The sequence below is a fragment of the Rhizobium freirei PRF 81 genome, assembly GCF_000359745.1.
GTDB lineage: Bacteria > Pseudomonadota > Alphaproteobacteria > Rhizobiales > Rhizobiaceae > Rhizobium > Rhizobium freirei.
Window position 1 is genome coordinate 46,094 of sequence record NZ_AQHN01000016.1, and the last position, 19,839, is coordinate 65,932.

Here is a 19,839-nt window from a genome sequence, read left to right on the forward strand (position 1 = left end):
GCCTATGTGACAATTAGGATATGGTAAGTGTCAGGATACATGACATCGGTGACGGACGGCGCTGACCGTATGTCAGTCTAATCTATCGAAGCCGACCTTTCACCGGCCCAATCGCCGTCGACGAACTCCTCGAAACGCCGCAATGCACCGTTGATCTGGTTTGCAGGGTCAGGGTCGCTCGCCGGATCTGGGCTGAAGGGATCAGATCCGGCGAGGCGAGCTTTTCCCCGCATTCGAAACTGCACGCCTTGCTGCCATTTCAATGTCCTTCGCCGGCGCATGGGCCGCACCTAAAGAAGGGCATGCTTCAGGGGTAGATCAGTAATGGCGAATAGGATTCGCGCTGGGCAATGATGTCGAAATACTCAACACCAGGATTGCCCGACAATGCTCAACTGTGCGGGGCCGGACCGAGGCTTCGGTAGAGCATATAGGCGGCAACCGCAAAAATCAGGGTGGCGAAAAGGCTGTTGAGGGTGCCCTTGCGTGCGGAAAGATGTTTGGCGAGGTAGGCGCCGGTAACGCCGCCAATGACTCCTCCGCCGATGAAGATGGCGGCAAGCAGCCAGTCGACATATCCGGAGAATGCATAGTTCAGCGCGGTGGTCAGTCCGAAGGCCGTCACCGCGACCAGCGATGAACCGATAGCATAGAGGATCGGCATATTCGTCGCTGCGATCAGACCGGGGACGATCAGGAAGCCGCCGCCTATGCCAAAGAAGCCAGAAAAGATACCGGTAAGTCCGCCGAAACCGGCGACCTTGTGGATGTTTTCGCGTGAACACTGCGCGCCGGGATTTCCTTCGGCTCCGCGTTTGCGAAACATCAGCACGCCGACGATCAGCATCAGCAACGCGAACAGGATGAGCAGCTTCTGCCCGTCGACCATTTTGCCGATGCTCGATCCGGCGAGGGCGCCGGCAATTCCCGCAGCGCTGTAGACACCCGCGCAACGCCATTTCACATTGCCGAGCCTTGCATGCCCGATAAGGTTGGCGAACGCGTTCGAAGCCACGGCGAACGCACTGGTGCCGATCGCCAGATGCGCGTTCGGCACGCCGACAACATAGACCATCAGCGGTACGGCCAGGATCGAGCCGCCGCCGCCGAACAGGCCGAGCGTGAAGCCGACGAGCGCCCCTGAGAAGGCACCCAGGCCATATTGCATTGGGTCAAGGATCATCGTTGTTGCCTCGAGCCGCCCTCAGGCGACTTCCCTTTTGACATCGGGAGAGACAAGCCATTCGCGTCCCTTCAGCATCCCGTGCCAGTAGATTGGCGGCAGCGCTTCCGACTTAAGATACCAAGCGAGGCTAGAGGGTTTCGTGCCGTCAATAATCCAGGTCGGGAACGTCGGCAGAAGCTTGCCGCCATAGCCGAACTCGGCAAGCACGATCTTGCCGCGTTCGACGGTGAGTGGGCAGGAACCATATCCGTCGTAGGCCGCAGGCATCGCCCGGCCATCGAGAACGGCAATCAGGTTTTCGGCAACGATCGGCGCCTGCTTGCGCGCGGCGGCGGCTGTCTTCGCATTCGACGTGCCGGCGGCGTCTCCAAGCGAGAAGACGTTCGCAAAGCGCTTGTGCTGCAGGCTGGCCTCGTCGACCTCGATCCATCCTGCCTGATTGGCAAGCGGGCTGGCGGAAACGAAATCGGGAGCGACCTGCGGCGGACAGACGTGGATCATATCGAAGCCGCGCGTCTCCTCGACGACGGACCCGTCAGCGACGGCGCGTGCGAAGCGCGCCTCCTTCCTGCTCCCGTCGACCGCTATCAGCCTCGAGCCGAAGTTCAGGCCGACGTGGTATTTCCTGACATATTCCATCAGCGCCGGGACGTATTCCTTGACGCCGAACAGGACAGGCCCGGCATTGTGGAACTCGATCGAGATATCGCTGATCCGACCTTTCCGAAACCAATGGTCTCCGGAGAGATACAGGGCCTTTTGCGGCGCGCCGGCGCATTTGATCGGCATGGGCGGCTGGGTGAACAGGGCGCGGCCGCCTTTGAGGTTCTGGACCAGAGACCAAGTGTAAGGCGCGCTGTCGTACCGGTAGTTGGAGGTGACGCCGTTGCGACCGAGCGTTTCCTCCAACCCTTCGATTTCAGCCCAGTTCAGCTTGATGCCCGGAGCTGCGACAAGCATGCGATAGTTGATCCGTCGACCATCGGCCAAAACGACGCGGTCGTGATCCGGCTCGAACTCGGCGACTGCCGTCCTCTCCCACTTGACGCCGCGGGGGATGACATCGGCCATCGGGCGGACCGTGTCCTCGGGTTTGAAGATACCCCCGCCGACCATGGTCCAGCCGGGCTGATAGGCGTGACGTTCCGACGGATCGACAAGGATGATATTCAGGCACTTGCGACGCTTGAGCAGGCTGGCGGCGGCGGCAATGCCGGCGGCCCCTGCCCCCACCACCAGCACGTCGCAAGCCGACGAAACTTTTTGATCGTTAGCAGCGCCCGCCGATTGCAGGCGCGCACGAAACCGTTCGAGGTCATAGCCTGCGGATTTGGCCGCCGCCAGGACAATATCCGCGCCGCGGGTCGGCGCCTCGGAGAGCGCCCACAATGTTGCGGCGCGGGTGCCGGAGCGGCAGAAGGCCAGCACCGGCTTTGGCAGTTGTTTCATTGCCTCTGCGAACAAGGTAATATCGCGGTCGCCGATGCTGGAGGCGACAACGGGGATATGCCGAAATTCAAGGCCGGCGCCTTCCGCTGCCATACAGACGGCCTGAGCGGTGAGCTGACCTGCTTCTTCGCCATCAGGACGGTTGGAGATGATAGATTTGAAGCCGAGACGGATGAGTTCATGCGCATCTTGGGGCGTGATCTGCGGCGAGACGCTGATGCTATCGTTGATCCTGCGGATATCCATGAGGCCTTCCTCCTTCAGTGAGCCCGAAGCGGCGCGTTTTGCCGGGACGACATGATGCGATAGGAGAACATTCCCGCGAGCATGGCTGCGGCGAAGAGAACCGGTTGCCAGCGACCTGTGACGAGCGATGCAACCGCGGGACCGGGGCATAAGCCCACCAATCCCCATCCGAGGCCGAACAGCACCGCACCGGAGATAAGCGACCTGTCGATCCCGCGGCGCGTCGGCACATGATATTGGCTATCGAATGTCGGTCGAGTGCTGCGGCGCTTGATCGCGTAAGCGATGGCCGACGGAATGAGAGCGCCGCCCATGACGAAGACAAGCGACGGATCCCAGGCGCCGGCAACATCGAGGAAGGCCAGAACGCGCGCCGGATTGACCATGTCGGAGACGACAAGCCCGAGGCCGAACAAGATCCCGCAGACGATCGAGACAGGGAGGCGACCGCTCATGACAATCCCCCGATCAGATGCCGCGTGGCGTAGACCGTGGCCGCCGCGACGGCCATGAATGTCAATGTTGCGACGACAGAGCGCGGCGACAGCCGGGCCAGACCACAGACACCGTGACCACTGGTGCAACCGGAGCCGAGCCGCGTGCCGAAACCCACGAGCAGGCCGCCAACGATCAGGAGGACCGGCGAGGATGTGATCGTCAGATCGACATGCCTGACATAGGTGAACGCAATTGCGGCTCCTCCGAGTATCCCCAGGAGGAAGCCGAGGCCCAGCAGGCTGATGCCGGTGCCCGTCCATCCCAAAGCGGAGGCGGCCAAGCCGGATATGCCTGCGATGCGGCCGTTCAGCAGCAGATAGAGAGCAGCCGAAAGACCGATGAGAAGGCCACCGGAAAGCGGCCAGATGAAACTGAGTTCGGACATGGCGGTTACAAGACGTTGACTGGAATTTTCAGGTAGTGGACGCCGTTGTCTTCGGCCGGCGGCAGCTTGCCGCCGCGCATGTTGACCTGCACGGAGGGCAGGATGAGCTTCGGCATCGCCAGCGTCGCATCGCGATCATTGCGCATCTTGACGAACGCGTCCTCGGTTACACCGTCATGGACATGGATATTGCCGCTGCGCTGGGCAGCCACGGTCGTTTCCCAGGCATAATCATCCCGGCCCGGCGCCTTGTAGTCGTGACACATGAACATGCGCGCTGCGTCCGGAAGCCGGATCAGCCGCTTGATGGAGCGATAGAGGGCGCGCGCGTCACCGCCCGGAAAGTCGCAGCGCGCCGTGCCATAGTCCGGCATGAACATCGTGTCGCCGGGAAAGACGGCGTCGCCGACGATATAGGCCAGACAGGCCGGCGTATGACCAGGCACATGAAGGACAGCGGCATCCAGATTACCAATCTTGAACCGATCGCCGTCCTGAAAAAGCTGATCGAACTGACTGCCGTCCCGCTGGAATTCGGTTCCCGCGTTGAAGATCTTACCGAACACTTCCTGCACGCGAATAATATCCCGGCCGATCGCAAGCTGGCCGCCGAGTTCGGCTTGCAGGAGCGGCGCAGCGGACAGGTGATCCGCATGGGCATGCGTCTCCAGCAACCACTGCACTTCAAGACTTTCGGATTTTACGTAATTAACGAGCTCGCGAGCCGATGCGTTGATCGTTCGACCGGAGGCGGGATCATAGTCGAGCACGCTGTCGACGATGGCGCAGGCGTTCGAGGTGGGATCGCGCACCACATGGCTGACGGTAAAAGTCGTCGGGTCGAAAAACGACCGAACTATCGGGCATCGCGTCGGACTATCGAGCGCGCCGCGAACGATCTCGGAAGCCTGAGAGAGATGCGGGTCGGGAATGGAGTAGGCCATGGTTTCCTCCTGTCATGACTCCTAAGATACATATTTACATTAATTGAGCAACTATATATTTTCGATAGTCATGAAACTAAGCGTCCGCTATAACCATGCTGAGCTGTTCGACGGAAAGGGCGGGAAATGGATACAACGAATTCGAACCTGGCTGGAGCGCCGGCAGGGTTGCGACTGAACGACAAAGCTCCGGGCTTTACCGCGCGATCGACGGCCGGCGAACTTTCCCTGTCGAACTATCGGGGACGCTGGGTGCTGCTCTTCTCGCATCCGGCAGACTTCACCTCCGTCTGCACCAGCGAGTTCATCGCCTTCGCGCGAGCTCGGGATAAGTTTGCCAAGCTGAATTGCGATTTGCTGGGACTGTCGGTCGACAGTCTCTACTCCCATGTCGCGTGGCTGCGAGACATCGAGCGCAGCTTCGGCATCAAGGTGACGTTCCCACTGATTGAAGATTCGGCGATGGTGATAGCCAGGGCATACGGCATGCTGGACGGGTCTTCCGAAAACAGCGGCACCGTCCGCGCGACCTACGCGATTGATCCGGAAGGCATCATCCGCGCCATCGTCTGGTATCCGATGAATGTCGGCCGTTCGGTGGAGGAACTACTGCGGCTGGTGGAGGCGCTGCAGACGTCGGAGAGGGAATGTGCGTTGACGCCGGAAGGCTGGCACCCGGGAGATGCGCTGGTGGAACCAGCGGCGACCTCGCTGGATGAGACCGAGCAGTTGGCCGAGGGCCAGTCCTGGTATTATCGGGAGCGCCGCGCATGATTGACACATCCCCTTCCCTTGAAGCGATGCAGGAGAAGGCTGTGGAAGCTGCCGACTTCATGCGCCTGTTCAGTACGCCGAACCGCCTGATCCTGCTTTGCCATATCGCGCAAAAGGAGCGCTCCGTCGGCGAGATCCAGGACGATTTGGGGCTGAAGCAACCGGGGCTCTCGCAGCAACTGAGCGAGCTCCGTCAGGCGGGCGTTGTCCAGACCCGCCGCGAATCCCGGCAGATCTACTATTCGATCGCCGACGATCGCGTCGCTGTCATCATGCAAATGCTCATGCAGATGTTTTGCGGCGCGGTTCCGACGGTCGCCGCACAAGCGATTCCAACCGGGCCGATATCCGGGCCGTCGGGCCGCAACGCCGGCGCCGGTTTTCCGGGCGAGATGGCGCATTGGGCGCGACTGGAAAAGATCGACTGAACTGCGCACGCGGGATGCGGCCCATCGCAGGCCTCGCATGGCATCAAGGCCGCTCCTTTCAGGTCAGCGATGGGTATGATTCAGCCTTGGGGTGACCGAAGCGCACTTTTCCTGAAAGTGCGCTAATAGGCAGCTTCGAACACAAGCGACGCCTGCGGTGCGATCCGGAAGCCGTTCTTTCCTGCAGACTTCACTTCGTATAAGCCGCGATCCGCTTTCGCAAATATGTCCTTCGGCGAATGGCCAGGTACGATTATGGTTGCGCCGACTGAGGTTGCAATGCGCAGCGTCTTCGCGGGGGTGGAAACTGTCCAGTTCAATCCCCGAACGACCCGACCGGCAATTTTTGCAAGATGTTCGGTCGACGGGCAGTCATGAATGACCGCAAACTCATCGCCGCCAATGCGCGCTATCATGTTGGCTTTCGGCACGGCGCGCGAAAGCCGATAGCCTGCGTCTTTGAGACAGGCATCTCCCGCCTGGTGCCCAAGTGTGTCATTGACGGACTTGAAGCCATCGAGATCGACCAAGAGGAGAGCACTGGCCGTTCGACCTTCGGCTGCGCATATTTCGTTGAAAAACGCTTCGAATCCGGTGCGAGACGTCAGCCCGGTTAGAATGTCGCGCTCGGCCAATTGACGAAGCTGCTCGACCATCGCCTTTTCGGCGGTGATATCCTGTTTCATGCCGAATATTCGGGTCGCGGTCCCGTTCGCCATCTCCACGCAGGCGGTAATTCTTATCCATCGGCGGTTTCCGCTCGCGGTCATGATCTGAGCATCCAAGCTGAAACCCTCGCCCGTCTGGATTGCTCGCGAGCGAACCTCTTCAAGTCGTCGACGGGTTTCCTGGGTATAAAGTTTTAGGATTTCCTCCCGCGTCAGCGGTGTTTGCGGGGCAAGATCAAAAAGCTCGTAGACCGTATCCGTCCAACTCAACGTCTGGTCGGGCAGCCTGCACTCCCACACCCCTATGCGAGCGGCCTTGAATGAGCGCTCGAACAATTCCCGCAGATGCATGAATTCATGGGAGCCGGTTGCCCCTGGCTGGGGAATTCCATTTCTATCATAAGGCATCGGAAGCCATCACCAGCTGTTCGGAGACAGTCACCGGCCTTATTGCCGGCACCCTACTCCCGGAAGACGATTGCATATATTGTTTTCATTCTGGTTTCCAAAAGGCAACAGCACTTCAATTATCCACCAGGAAAGCATGCATTCTTGAGAATGAATGTTTCGAATAGGAAGATCACGCGCTGCGGGCAGGCTAATCAGACGGGTGCACGCCTGCCGACACCTGGAAGCCGAATTGTAAATCCACCTGGCCTCGCTCCAGCTTGGACTGACGTCGGCCCATGCAGCTTCATTGCGATCGTCGCAGTCAAGTGATGCAAGCCTTGGGGAGGGTCATCGGCCGCAACACGATCTTCGTCGACGATCGAGATCCTTTGGCCTATGATTTTGAGATCAAGCAGGAGCGCTTGATCAGACGAGGAATTTTATGAAATCCGTCAAAGATGAAACTAAACAAGGCCCCTTGAAGGTTGGATTTGTCCTCTCGCGATCATTTACGCTTTCCGCCTTCGCGCTGTTTGTCGATACGCTGAGATTGGCGAGCGACGAGGCCGACAAATCCGGCAGGGTGCTGGCCGACTGGCAGGTTTTGGGTAGCACGCGGCATCTCATTACATCGAGCTGTGGCGTCCAGGTCGCGCCGACATCGGACTTTATCGACCCGCGCGAATTCCACTACATTGTCGTGGTCGGCGGTCTTTTGAACGCCGATGTCACGATCGACAGTCAAACCTCGGATTATCTGAAGAGAGCCGCAGCTCAAAAAATCCCGCTGATCGGCGTTTGCACCGGCACGTTCATTTTGGCGCGTCTCGGCCTGATGAAGACGCACCAGACCTGCGTCAGCTGGCTTCACTATCAGGCCTATCGGGAGCAGTTCCCGGACAACCCCGTTCGTTCCGACCGATTGTTCAATCTGGATCGCAACCGCGGATCATGCGCCGGCGGCAGCAGTTCGGCCGATATGGCCGCCTTTCTCGTCAGACGGCATATCAGCAAGGACGCCGAACGAAACGCGCTGGAAGTGCTGCAGATCGAGCGGGCGCGATCCGGGCTCGACATACAGCCGCGCAAGCCGCTTGCCATCCAATGCCAGGATCCTCGTCTGAAGGCGGTCCTGATCGCCATGGAGAGCCATATCGAAGACGTCATACCGACCGAAGATCTTGCGGCCTCCGTCGGGCTGTCGCGGCGACAGCTCGAACGTTTGTTCACGGAGGAAATGAAAACGTCTCCCGGAGCTGTCTACACCCGCATCCGCATGGAACGCGCCAAGCAGTTGGTTCTCCAGACACAGGCGCCGCTCATCGAAATTGCACTCGAGGTCGGCTTCGACAGCGCTTCCCATTTTGCAAGGCTCTTTCGCAGGCTATATGGCCAATCTCCCACGGAACTACGTCGCGCGCACGCCTGATACGCTCGTAGAAGCTGGAGCGCTTCGGCTTTTCTTCGAACCGCGAAAAACTCTATCTTCCTGTTTCTTCACGCATTGCGAACGGAAAACCTCCGCGCACTTTTCCTGGAAAGGCTCTAACGCGGCAATATCGGCGGACCTACCGGTCAAATCGCAGCCAAACGAGCTTCCTTGACCGCCTGCCACATGAAGCGCTGCGGTGCGGCTCTCGCGGACCGGCATGGCGTCATCCTCGGCATGCGCCCGGGTATCCTGAAGTGGCTGGAGGACTTTACTCCTGAACCGAACGTGGTGAGTGTCGCGATTGCTGGCCAACTCCAAAGGAAGGGTGCCCTCCCAGCAAGGCGATTGATTGGCGCCGAGCTGCTTTGAACCCGGCGCCTCTGCCCGAACAGGGTTTTATCAAATCACGCCTTTACGACGCTCGCCGTATAGATCTCATCGATGGTTTTTGCGAGGCTGGCGTCGAACTCGGCGTCGCTCATCGCTACGCGCAGATCCTCTGTCAAAGCACGCGAAAAGCTGGCGATCATTCCATGGTTGCGGCTGAGCTTCTCGCAAGCGTCGGCGCGGCTGTAGCCGCCCGATAGCGCGACGACCCGGGCGGCGGCCTTGTGATCGACGAGTGGCTTGTAGAAATCGGCAACCGTCGGGATGGTAAGCTTCAGCATCACCTTCTCGCCGGCCGGCAAAGCGTCGAGTTCCTTTGCGATCTCATCGCGCAAGATAGCCTCGGCCTCTTGCTTGGTCGGGCTCTTGATCGAAACTTCCGGCTCAATGATGGGGACGAGACCATGGCCGAGAATCTGGCGCCCTACCTCGAATTGCTGCTTCACTACCGCGGCGATGCCGGCCCTGTCGGCATTGGCGATTACCGAGCGCATCTTGGTTCCGAAAATGCCCTTCTTTACCGCACGGGCGAGAAGAGCGTCGAGATCAGGCATCGGCTTCAATATCTGTACGCCATTCTCTTCGGCGGCCAGGCCCTTGTCGACTTTGAGGAAGGGCACGATCCCGCGGTCCTCCCAGAGATAGGAAGGAACCGGTTTGCCCTTGGCTTCGCCGTCCATGGTCTTCTCGAAAAGGATGGCGCCAATCACCTTGTCGCCAGAAAAGGCGGGAGCTGTCATGATGCGCACCCGCATTTCGTGCATCAGACGAAACATTTCTTCTTCGCCGTGATAGTCGGAATCGGCGATCCCATAGAGACGCAAGGCGCCTGGCGTCGAACCTCCGCTTTGATCAAGGGCGGCAATGAAGCCCTTCTTGCCGGACATTTGCGACATCATCTTTACGTCAGCCATACTATTCTCCCCATTGCGTAACGCCGAGCACTGCGCGCGAGCTTTCTCGGTCGGACGAGCGTGATTATATCACAGGCATGTTATACGCTTATTTGTCAGTCGTTCTAAACCACCATTCTCAACTCTTAGGTTTTCTTGGTTCCTCACTGGTTTTTTTCACGTCTAGATCAATGATCAGCGCACGCTTTGCCGCTCAAATCAATGCGTCCGAGCCATGAAGTGAGGCTCCTTGGATGTTTGCCACAGTGAAGATTTCAAACGGTGGGATAGGGAGAGCTATCCTCGGCATTTGGCGCCCGCTCAAAGCCTGCGCCACAACCTGAGAGGGAGCTCCCGCGGCCTGTGGGACCAAACGCGAGAATACAGCTTTATTGAAGCCGTCGGTCAGGCCTTTGCGTTTCGACTGTTCGATACGCCGCACGGCCGACCCCTTTATCCATCATCTAAGCCTATTCGTTCGGATTGCGTTCATGTGAACTGGATATAGTGGCGGGAAAATGACCGAGCGATCCTTGCGGACAGGCCCTGACTCCCAATCAAACGGCCTTTCATTCGTCAGACGTGGTTCTGACGAAGGAGATAATGATGGAACATGATGAAAACTCGAAACTTGAGCGGCGGCAGTATGTTCGAAAGGCAGTTCTGACCATTTTTGCCGGCGCAGCCCTCGCAGCCCTTGGGGCGTGGCTTGTCCAGCCTGAAGCGGCCTCGGCGAAGCTGCATCAGCCCTCCCCGGATTCAAAAGAATCGACGGTTTCGCTTTAGGGACCTTCTTACAAAGTCCTGATGGCTGGGTCTGCGGGTAACGGTCTCTCGCCGCGGTGCCAAACCGTCAATGTGTGCTGTGGTTCGAAGACGCCATCGGTACGTTCCGTTCGGCTGTCCATGTGTTGGGCAGATTTGTGGATATGATCCAGGTCAAAGCGATTACGGAAGCAAGGCCTAGCCATGTCTCCCATGATTGCTGACGAAACGGCAGCGGCCAGCGCGACCGGGAGAGCTTTGGATCAAATGGCATCCGTCAACCCCTTGCTTTCGTGAAAGCCATCAGCATTGAGACGATGGGCCTGGATCAATACCGTGATCGCCTCCTGTGTCTTCGCGTCCACTCCACTCACCTACCTTACGTCTGCCAAGTTCCAATTGTCTAGTACTCATATCGACAATATCTAGTAACGGACCCAGAGGCGACTAAGGGAGTTTTCAATTTCAGCTGATTGCGTAGCAAATATTTCTGCAAACGACTTTCATGGCAGAGACATGCGAATGCGCTTTATGAGATTTGCCTGCCTATGAGCTGCAAACGGCGAGATCGACGGTTCGCCAAGGAGCACAGGGCAGCCGACTGCTGAGCCCTTCGATCGGATCAAACACCTGCTGTGCATGACCTCTACCCCGCGAGTGCCTGACCCCACCTCACCGACTAGTCCCATCGCAATCCAGGTGGCCCTGCCCTGTGCTCCATCAGTCTGGCCATCAAGCGCCGACTATGGTTTCATGGTGCCAGCCTGTTGAAAATATTATGCTGCAACCGCCAAAGTCAGAAGGCCCTACCTTATGCGTCAGCCCCGCATAGCCGTCATTCTCGACGAAAATACCAGTACGGGCGGAACCCGCTACGAGGCGGGCAAAGGCTATTTTCGCGGCGTGCGAGATGCGGGAGGTCTTCCCTTTGGCATCCCATATGTGCCCGAGATCGTCGACATCGTTTTGAATGAGTTCGATGGTCTCGTGTCCGTGGGCGGCCGGTTTGCCTATCCCGACGACTGGTACATTGCGGGCGAAGTGTCGAAAGCGCCGCCTTCGGAACGTCTCGACGTCGAAAGGGCAATCGTTGCCGGTTTCCTTCAGCGGGATAAGCCTATTCTCGGCATATGCGCCGGCATGCAGATGCTGGCCTGCCTGAATGGTTGTCGCCTCACGCCGGATCTACGCGCAACCTTTCCGACCGCAGGTGAACATGACAAGCGAGACCATCTTCATCCTGTCGACATTCTTCCAGAATCCCGTTTGGCGGGAATCATCGGGAAAAACCGCATTGAGGTAAATACCTTCCACCGCGAAGCGATTGCGCAGTTGTCGCCCGCCGTGATTGCAAGCGCGAAAACAGAAGACGGCATCATCGAGGCGATTGAAGTCGTCTCCGCCTCCTTTGCAATCGGCCTTCAATGGCATCAGGAGCAATTTACGGAGACGGATCACCCTGGAAACGCTGTTTTTCAAAGCTTTGTGAAAGCGGCATCTGGCATCAAGCCGGTCGGTGGATGAGGTTTACAGCCTATTGCGAGCCGATTGCCAAACTCATTCCTGCATGTCTTTCGCCGCCGCTGCTTCCAGCATTGTGATTTCTGCGCCGACAGGCGAGAGAAGCCGCAAACGCGAAAATTACGAAAGACGCTGCACCGGCTGCCGTTTGTGTGATCGCGACCATCGCAGCCATGGATGCTTGGGTTACGCAGAACATCCGCCGATTGCGAGGGCGTGAAAATCAAACTTCGAGTTCACTCGGCCACGATTCCAAGGTTCGGACGAATTCAGTTAGCCACGCGTTCGTTTGATGACCGTCGAGAGAGCGGTGATCGATGGTGAGCGACACATAGGCCATCGGCCGAATTTGAATAGTGTCGGCTCCGTCGACCTCCCGCACGACGACGCGTTTCTCAAGCTTGCCGACGCCCAGGATGGCAGACTGCGGCTGATTGATGATGATCGGCGCCGCGAGTAGAGAGCCCGATACACCGTGATTGGAGATAGTGAAGGTGCCACCCTTCAACTCTTCCGGTTTGAGCGTGTTGCTGCGAGCGCGGCTCGTCAAATCCTGGAGCCTGGCGGCTATTTCCTGCAGCGAAAGGCGCTGCGCCTCACGGATCACGGGGACCACGAGACCCTTGCCTCCAAGAGCCGCTCCAACGCCGATGTTAATGTCGTCGAAGATTTCCAGGCTGTCGTCGTGCCATTGGCTATTCACTTCCGGAACGACCCTCATGGCAGCGACGCAGGCAGCCACGATATAGGCGGTATAGGAGAGGCTCATCCCTTCCGACTTCGTCGCACGCTTATAAGCCTCGCGGTGGCGCGTGACGGCGGTGAAATCAGCTTCGAAGACTGCCGTGACCTGTGGTGCGGTGGCCAGCGAGTGTGACATGTGCTTCGCAATCGCGAGCCGCATCGCAGAATGCGGAATTTTCCGCGACGCGTCGCTCGTCAAGGGTATCGGCGGCAGAGCAGACCGAGCAAGGGCGCTCTCGTTTGGCTTGACCGATGGCGTTGGTTCGGAAGACGGCGCGGCGATCGGTTCAGCTCCAGTGCGATCGCGCGCCCGATCCATATCGGCTCTTGTCACACGGCCGTCTTTGCCGGTCCCACCGACGGTCGCCGGGTCAATGCCATACTCTGCGACTGCGCGGCGCACAGCCGGCGAATAATGCCTGTTTACCTCATGCGCGCTGATTTTGCTTTCGGCTGCCGCAGCCGGCGCAGCCGTTTGACCCAACCGATCGATGTCGCCGACCGTCATGCGCCCGAGAACCGAGCCAGGCGTCGCGTCATCACCGTTATTCATGCTGATTTCGGTCAAAATACCATCGCAGGGAGCTGGAATCTCCTGGGTGACTTTGTCCGTTTCAAGCTCAACCAAAGCGTCGCCTTGCGCAACTCTGTCACCGATTTGCTTCAGCCAGTTTCTGACCACGGCCTTGGTGCCTTCCTGCTCGATCGGAGCGAGGATATCGATTGCATCGCTCATTCTCAAAACTCCAAAAGCTCAGCAATTCGCTTCGCGATGCGTTCGACGGACGGCACCGCCCAGTCCAGGAGGACAGGATTGTGCGGGCTGGGGATATCCGGCATGGTCAGACGAGAGACTGGCGCGTCGAGGTCCATAAAAGCCTTGTCGGCGACAACGGCTGAAATTTCGGCACCAAAACCCGCGGAGCCAAGATCTTCATGAATGATCAGGCAGCGACGCGTCTTCCTGACCGAGGATAGTACCGCATCCTGGTCCCACGGCATCAATGTTCGCAAATCGATGACGTCGGCAGAGATGCCTTCGGCTGCATCTTCGCAGCGTTGAACCATAGCGCCCCACGTCACGATGGTGATGTCGGAGCCCGTACGGGTGAACTTCGCCTTCCCGAAAGGAAGCGTGAAATTGTCGCCCGGATATGAGCGGCGGGCCCAGGCATGATCGAGCATCGCGCGGTGCTCGAAGAAGATGACCGGATCATTTCCACGAAGCGAGGTGCGGAGCAAGCCGACGGCGTCCTCCGCATTCGACGGGACGGCCACCTTCCATCCCGGCTGGTGAACGAAAGCGACTTCGTTCGTCTGGCTATGCCAAGGGTCGCCGCATTTGAAGAAGCCTCCCGGCATACGAACGACGATCGGCGCTGCAAACCGATTGTTCGTGCGCCAGCGGATCGTGCCGCAATCGTTGATTTGCTCGGTTGCGGGTTCGGCATATTTCCGGAACTGGATTTCAGGAACCGGCACCAGGCCGGCGAGCGCCATTCCAACCGCGCGGCCAATGATGCCCTCTTCCGACAGGGACGTGTCGAAGACGCGCTCGCTTCCGAATTTCTCCTGGAGGCCGAGAGTTACGGCATGAACGCCGCCCTTGGGGCCGATGTCCTCGCCGAAGATGACAACCCGGTCGTTGATCGACATTTCCAAGTCGAGCGTCTTGCGGATCGCCGTCACCATGTTGATCCGAGGTCCGGATGTCTCTGGAACCTCGGAACTTGCCGGAGGGGTGTAGCCCGCGCGATACTGTCCGCCCATCACCTGCATTTCACCGTTGAAGAAGACATGGTTCGTCACCGTGGCGGGATCGGCAACCGGACGGCTTTCGGCGGCCTCGCGCGCGGTTTCGGCGGCGGCGCGAGCCTTCATCTGTGTGGCTTCCCATTCTTCGACCGTCATCACTGCAGGCACGAGATACTCCTTCAGGCGGGGGAGCGGATCACGCTCCCATTCTTGACGAACGGTATCTTCGCTTTTGTAAGTTTGAGTGTCCTGGAAGCTATGACCCTCCAGGCGCGGAACGGTAAGGCGCAGCAAGGCGGGCTTGCGCTTCTCGCGAACGTAGGTGACGGCCTCCTGGGAGAGGCGTGCTGCTGCCGCAGGGTCGCAACCGTCGCCGTCGAAGATTTTGAGGTCGTTCCAGCTTGCCAGGTTTGCAGCGATGTTCCCGCCCGGCGTTTGCATCGTGGAAGGAACCGAGATGCCGAAACCATTGTCCTCGATATAGAATAGCATCGGCAGGGATTGGGTCGTTGCAGCCGTGATGGCCGCCCAGAAACCGTTGGACGCAACCGATCCGTCACCGCCCAACGCCACGCCGATGTCGCAGTCGTACTCCCTCCGGCCCAGCGTCGTCGAATAATATTTCATAGCCTGGGCCCAACCGGCCGTGGGCGTGTACTGAGCGCCGACGCCGCCGCACATTGGCAGTGCGGACGCACCGGAAAGATTCGGATAATTGAAGACGACGCCTATGTCGCGTCCGTCAGAATATCCGCCAGCGCGACCCATTGCGGAGCCGAGGGCATCTGCAGGGTTCACGCCAAGTGAGAGAAGAAGCGGACGGGACCGGTAATAACCACAGGTCGCATCGTGGGAACCCGTCAACTGCATGCCCAGAAGGATTTGCGCCATGTCGTGCCCACGGGCAGAAAACTGATAGAGCACCTTCTTTTCCGGCACAAGGCGGGTTTCCTCCATCTCATCCAGGGCCCGAGAAAGATGGAGAAGGTAGGCGACTTTCTGCCAGTCGATCCGATCGTCCGGCGAGTTCCGCTCGTGACTTTTGACGGCAATCTGATCCATGAAAGCCTCCCAGAGATTACATTCTGCTCAGCCTATTCGAATGTCGAGCTGATTTCCTTTCAATTTTGACGGGATTCACCTATGATATGAAACATTCATTTCATCACTTAGGATATTTACGAGTGGAACAAGTCACCCTTGATAATGTCGATAAAGCCATACTCCGCGTTTTGCAGGAGCATGGCGACATAAGCCAGGCGCTGTTGGCGGAGAAGGTCGGAGCCTCGCCGGCCTCTTGTTGGCGGAGAATAACGAAGCTGGAAGAAGCAGGGGTGTTGCGCAAAACCGTCCGGCTTGTCGACGCTGACACGATCGGCAAAGGGCTCAATGTATTTTGTCAGGTCAGAATGAAATCCCACGATCCAGGCGCCAGGCACGACTTCGAGTTGTTCATCAATAGCCATCGAGAGGTGCTCGAATGCTATTCGATGTCTGGCGAGTGGGATTACGTCATTCGTGCTGTGGTCGGTGATGTTCGCGAGTATGAAGCACTGCTCATGAGGGGAATTTTGACGCATGATGCGGTGCTGACGTCATCGTCTCACTTCGCTTTGAAAACGGTAAAATACACTACGTCCTTGCCCATTTGACCGGGTCACAGCCCTTCCAAAATAATCGCAGACAAGCCGTGTCCCGGAGATAAAGGCATGAGGCGACGACGAGATGCCGATCCTTTGCCAACCGGCGATTTTGTGCCGTTCATCGAGGTCGGTACGGGAGCAGGTGGTTTTGAGAAAAGACCCGCCGGCTTGAGGCGGGCGGGTCTTCCCAAGCAGCTTATCTGCCTGCCGTCACTGGGCGTCGCGGATGGTCAACGCCGGGTTATGGGCAAAGAAGTTATGCGGCTCGATGTGGATGGTCTTCCACTCGGTCGACATCACCGGCCAGTCCTCCATGCGGGGGATGTGGTGGAAGCCGGCGGTGAACCAGGTCACGATGTCCTTGCCCATCAGCGGCTTGTTGGCCTTGACCCATTCCGGCAGCGTGTCGGAGCCGTCGCTCTGCATGGCGAATTTACCACCGGCATACTGCTGGTCCGGGTCATACACCGTGTTCCAGACCGAATATTCGATATAGGCGTTGCGCTTCATCGGCGGGTCCTTGGCGAAGTCGAAGGGACCGTAGGCCACATCGCCATGATGGATCATCCAGCCCGGTTCCTGGCCAAGATAGCCCTTGCGGGACGGATCGGAGATCATGAAGTAGCGCGGCTTCATCGCCGAAAGCTGGTAGCGCGCTTCCATCTCGGTCTTCGGCATCGTGTGCTGTACTTCCCACATCGACCGGCGCGGGTTCTTCGGATCGACCTTGGAGGGCACGATATCCATGGTGCCGAAATGGTTCACCGGCTGGTCGACGTCGAAGTCGATGCGGAAGTTGAAGTAGTGGTCGTGGTTGGCGGCCACCAGGTTCGGGGCGATGAGCGTGCCGTGCGCGGTGTCTGCCGCCGCCGTCGCGTCGTCCATCGAGGTCGAGGCCACGCCCTTCACGGCATCGAGGCCGGTCGCGCCGATCATGATGCGGATCTGACCGTCCTGCTGCAGCCGATAGTCCATCAGATAGTCGTAGTTGCCGACTTCCGATGCCGTCCGCACGACCAGTTCCGTCGCCGGGCGGCCTTCGGCCGGAAGCGGCTTGTCGGGCGTCTGGGCGAAGACTTCGAAGTGACGCCAGGCCGGGTCGCCGATCGAGCGCTCGAAGACGCAGATCGCATTCGGGATCGTCAGCGGGTTGCCCTTGTCGTCTGCGATGGTCGCCGGCAGGAAGGTGGCGTAGCTCGGGCAGTCAACGCCGGCGCGCAGCGGGCTCAGGAACAGACCGAAGCCATACTCTCCGCTATCCATATAGGTGCGCCAGTACCAGCCCTCGGTCGGATCCATGTAAGGCACGAAGACTTCCGAAAGATGCGACTGGTAGATCACCGAACGCCACGTGTCGCCGTCCTTGACGTCGAGATTGGAAAGCACCAGGCCCGGGCGCTTGTCGACACGGAAGTTGAAGCGCCAGATGTCCCAGTCCAGGTGGGTGCCGTTGATCTTGTAGTTCGGGCCGCCCTCCTGGGAAAGCTTGGCCATGTTCATCTGCGGGCGCAACGGCTCACGCGCCCCGACTTCTTTCTCGGTATAACCCCAATTGTCCTTCGGGCCATCGATGGCGCCGGTGTCGATGACCTTCAGCACCTTCTTCTTGCCGATGTCGTAGACGGCGAAGAGGCCTTCGATCGGCTTGGCGTAGTAGTTGGAGCCTTCCGGAACGCGGTAGCAGGGCACTTTCATCAGCCGGGAATTCTTGTATTCCTCGGTGAAGAAGTTGCCTGCCGTCAGCGGCAGGCAGAAGGCCTGCTCCGGCGTCAAGCCGCGCTTCTTCAGGCCAGCCACCATCTCGGGGTTCTGCAGCGCGCCGGCCAGCGCGTCCATGAATTCGGTGAAGAGGACCATCGGCTGGCCCTTGATCGGCGTCGTGCTTTCGACCTTGCCGGTCGTGATGTTGACGACCGCTTCCTTGAACCCTTCAGGGCTCGTCAGCTGCACCTTCGCCTCGCGGTCGAGCGGCTTGTCGCCGTCTTTCCAGGAGAGCGCGGCGGCCTTGGCCGGCTCCTTGAGCTCGATCAGCGGATAGAGCGTGTTGTCGTCCACCACCTTCTCGTCACGCAGGATCCTGTTGATCTTCTGGTATTCCTCTGCCGTCAGCCCATCCAACGGATGGGCGAACGCGGCGGGCGCGCCAAGCGCCAGCACGAGGCCGGCCGAGGCGAGATATCGCGTTACTCTCATTGTCTCCTCCCTTGTGTTCTCATCGATGCATCAAGCAAACACCACCTGGATGTCCGTGTATTCCTGCAGGCCTTCCTCGGCGAATTCGACGCCGAAGCCCGAGCCCTTGACGCCTCCGAACGGCGCGTTCGGCTGAATGGCGCCGTGCTTGTTGATCCAGACCGAGCCGCATTCCATACGAGCCGCGACCTCCTTGGCAGCGGCGATGTCTGAGGACCAGACCGAACCGCCGAGGCCGTTCGGACTGTCGTTGGCCATGCGGATCGCGTCCTCGACGTTCGAGTACTTGATCACCGGCAGCGCCGGGCCGAACTGTTCCTCGTCAACCAGCGCGTCGCCGTTGGAAAGGCCCGCGACGATGGTCGGCGGGAAGAACAGGCCCTCGCCCGCAGCGCCGCCGAGCAGCGCCTTGCCGCGGCTCTTGGCGTCGGCCACCAGGCGGCTGACCTTGTCGAACTGCACGCGGTTCTGGATCGGCCCGAGAATGCTGCCCTCCTCCAGGCCGTTGCCGACCGGGATATTCTTCGCATAGGCGACGAGCGCCTCGCAGACGGCGTCGTGGATCGCTTCATGGATGTAGAGCCGCTTCATGGCAGCGCAGGTCTGGCCGTTGTTGATGAAGGCGCCCCAGAACAGGCCCTCGGCGATCGCTGCCGGATCGGCGTCGGGCAGCACGATGCCGGCGTCGTTGCCGCCGAGCTCCAGAGTGAGGCGCTTCATCGTCTCGGCAGCCGAGCGCATGACCTTCTGGCCGGTCGCGCAGGAGCCGGTGAAGACGATCTTGCGGATATCCGGATGGGCGGACATGGCGCCGCCGAGGTTGAACTCGCCGCTGTCGTCGCCGGTAACGACATTGAGCACGCCCGGCGGCAAGACTTCGTTCATGATCTCGACCAGCCGCAGCGTCGCAAGCGGCGTCAGCGGCGACGGTTTGATGACGACGGTATTGCCGCTGCGCAGCGCCGGCATGACGTGCCAGATCGCGATCATGACCGGGAAGTTCCACGGCGTGATCGAGCCGACGACACCGAGCGGCTTGCGGTGAAGTTCAATGCGGCCCTGCTCGTTGTCCTGGAGCACCTTGACGGGCAGCGAAAGCCCCGTCGTGTAGCCGGCCCAGGCGACCGTACCGCCAAGCTCCCAGCGCGAGCCGAGGCCGTTCAGCGGCTTGCCCTGCTCACGGGTCAAAAGCTCTGCAAGCTCGCCGGCATGCGCCTCGATGCGGGAGGTGACGGCCGCACAGGCCGCCTGCCGTTCCGCGTCGCTCTTTGCCGACCAGGCCGGAAACGCCGCTTTGGCGGCAGCGACCGCGGCGTTGAGTTCGGCCGCGCCCATGTTCGGCGCACGCCCCACTTCCTCGCCGGTCGCCGGGTTCAACACACTGAAACTTTTCTCGCCATTGACCGGCCGGCCATTGATCGTCGCGCTATGGAGCGTCATCCTCGCCTCCTCCGTTGCGGGTCCCGGCCACATGCGGAACCGATGACGAAAGAGCCTAGGCGAAGTGCCGGGCTTCGGCTTGGACGGAAGCGTCCGTC

16 protein-coding genes are annotated in these 19,839 nt (G+C 59.5%); 5 read left to right on the plus strand and 11 right to left on the minus strand.

The features are described from left to right. Nucleotides 1–391 precede the first annotated feature (391 nt). From RHSP_RS06800 to RHSP_RS06820, 5 genes are read right to left on the minus strand one after another with little or no spacing between them, the layout of a single operon-like run. Nucleotides 392–1,183, minus strand: coding sequence for a sulfite exporter TauE/SafE family protein (locus RHSP_RS06800; protein WP_004111211.1), 792 nt, complete (start codon nucleotides 1,181–1,183; stop codon nucleotides 392–394). Nucleotides 1,184–1,204: 21 nt separating this feature from the next. Then, nucleotides 1,205–2,881 carry a bifunctional protein tyrosine phosphatase family protein/NAD(P)/FAD-dependent oxidoreductase gene (locus tag RHSP_RS06805; protein ID WP_004111214.1) on the minus strand — a complete coding sequence of 559 codons (1,677 nt, stop codon included), beginning with the start codon at nucleotides 2,879–2,881 and terminating at the stop codon, nucleotides 1,205–1,207. Nucleotides 2,882–2,895: 14 nt separating this feature from the next. After that, the gene (locus RHSP_RS06810) at nucleotides 2,896–3,336 is read right to left on the minus strand and encodes a YeeE/YedE family protein (RefSeq protein WP_004111217.1); all 441 of its coding nucleotides are present in this window, start codon (nucleotides 3,334–3,336) and stop codon (nucleotides 2,896–2,898) included. Next, a complete protein-coding gene (locus RHSP_RS06815) occupies nucleotides 3,333–3,764 on the minus strand; it encodes a YeeE/YedE family protein (RefSeq protein WP_004111225.1) in 432 nt (143 codons plus the stop codon). The genes RHSP_RS06810 and RHSP_RS06815 overlap by 4 nt, the downstream gene beginning before the upstream one ends. A 5-nt stretch (nucleotides 3,765–3,769) precedes the next feature. After that, entirely contained in the window at nucleotides 3,770–4,708 is a 939-nt protein-coding gene (locus tag RHSP_RS06820) for an MBL fold metallo-hydrolase (protein ID WP_004111227.1), read from the minus strand. A gap of 126 nt (nucleotides 4,709–4,834) precedes the next feature. Here RHSP_RS06820 and RHSP_RS06825 point away from each other — a divergent pair, with 126 nt between their 5' ends. Together RHSP_RS06825 and RHSP_RS06830 are read left to right on the plus strand one after the other, a co-directional pair. Further along, nucleotides 4,835–5,482: a peroxiredoxin gene (locus RHSP_RS06825; RefSeq protein WP_004111229.1), complete on the plus strand. Its 648-nt coding sequence runs from the start codon at nucleotides 4,835–4,837 to the stop codon at nucleotides 5,480–5,482. Next, nucleotides 5,479–5,910 carry an ArsR/SmtB family transcription factor gene (locus RHSP_RS06830; protein WP_004111231.1) on the plus strand — a complete coding sequence of 144 codons (432 nt, stop codon included), beginning with the start codon at nucleotides 5,479–5,481 and terminating at the stop codon, nucleotides 5,908–5,910. The genes RHSP_RS06825 and RHSP_RS06830 overlap by 4 nt, the downstream gene beginning before the upstream one ends. A 122-nt stretch (nucleotides 5,911–6,032) precedes the next feature. Here the strand turns inward: RHSP_RS06830 and RHSP_RS06835 are convergent, their stop codons facing one another. Next, nucleotides 6,033–6,929: a sensor domain-containing diguanylate cyclase gene (locus RHSP_RS06835; protein WP_004111233.1), complete on the minus strand. Its 897-nt coding sequence runs from the start codon at nucleotides 6,927–6,929 to the stop codon at nucleotides 6,033–6,035. 481 nt (nucleotides 6,930–7,410) lie between these two features. On the opposite strand from RHSP_RS06835, the gene RHSP_RS06840 reads away from it, so the two are divergent. After that, nucleotides 7,411–8,397: a GlxA family transcriptional regulator gene (locus tag RHSP_RS06840; protein ID WP_004111236.1), complete on the plus strand. Its 987-nt coding sequence runs from the start codon at nucleotides 7,411–7,413 to the stop codon at nucleotides 8,395–8,397. A gap of 407 nt (nucleotides 8,398–8,804) precedes the next feature. Here the strand turns inward: RHSP_RS06840 and RHSP_RS06850 are convergent, their stop codons facing one another. Next, a complete protein-coding gene (locus RHSP_RS06850) occupies nucleotides 8,805–9,701 on the minus strand; it encodes a fructose bisphosphate aldolase (RefSeq protein ID WP_004111239.1) in 897 nt (298 codons plus the stop codon). A gap of 1,557 nt (nucleotides 9,702–11,258) precedes the next feature. On the opposite strand from RHSP_RS06850, the gene RHSP_RS06855 reads away from it, so the two are divergent. Further along, on the plus strand, nucleotides 11,259–11,969 hold the full coding sequence (locus RHSP_RS06855) for a gamma-glutamyl-gamma-aminobutyrate hydrolase family protein (RefSeq protein ID WP_004111241.1): 711 nt from the start codon (nucleotides 11,259–11,261) through the stop codon (nucleotides 11,967–11,969). 220 nt (nucleotides 11,970–12,189) lie between these two features. On the opposite strand, the gene RHSP_RS06860 is transcribed toward RHSP_RS06855, so the two are convergent. Together RHSP_RS06860 and RHSP_RS06865 are read right to left on the minus strand one after the other, a co-directional pair. Beyond that, a complete protein-coding gene (locus RHSP_RS06860; protein WP_004111251.1) occupies nucleotides 12,190–13,446 on the minus strand; it encodes a dihydrolipoamide acetyltransferase family protein in 1,257 nt (418 codons plus the stop codon). 2 nt (nucleotides 13,447–13,448) lie between these two features. After that, nucleotides 13,449–15,527, minus strand: coding sequence for a transketolase C-terminal domain-containing protein (locus tag RHSP_RS06865; protein WP_004111253.1), 2,079 nt, complete (start codon nucleotides 15,525–15,527; stop codon nucleotides 13,449–13,451). Nucleotides 15,528–15,613: 86 nt separating this feature from the next. Here RHSP_RS06865 and RHSP_RS06870 point away from each other — a divergent pair, with 86 nt between their 5' ends. Beyond that, a complete protein-coding gene (locus RHSP_RS06870; protein WP_004111254.1) occupies nucleotides 15,614–16,117 on the plus strand; it encodes an Lrp/AsnC family transcriptional regulator in 504 nt (167 codons plus the stop codon). A 201-nt stretch (nucleotides 16,118–16,318) separates the two neighbouring features. Here the strand turns inward: RHSP_RS06870 and RHSP_RS06875 are convergent, their stop codons facing one another. After that, nucleotides 16,319–18,301: a copper amine oxidase gene (locus tag RHSP_RS06875; RefSeq protein WP_004111255.1), complete on the minus strand. Its 1,983-nt coding sequence runs from the start codon at nucleotides 18,299–18,301 to the stop codon at nucleotides 16,319–16,321. A gap of 30 nt (nucleotides 18,302–18,331) precedes the next feature. After that, entirely contained in the window at nucleotides 18,332–19,741 is a 1,410-nt protein-coding gene (locus tag RHSP_RS06880; protein ID WP_004111256.1) for an aldehyde dehydrogenase family protein, read from the minus strand. Nucleotides 19,742–19,839 lie beyond the last annotated feature (98 nt).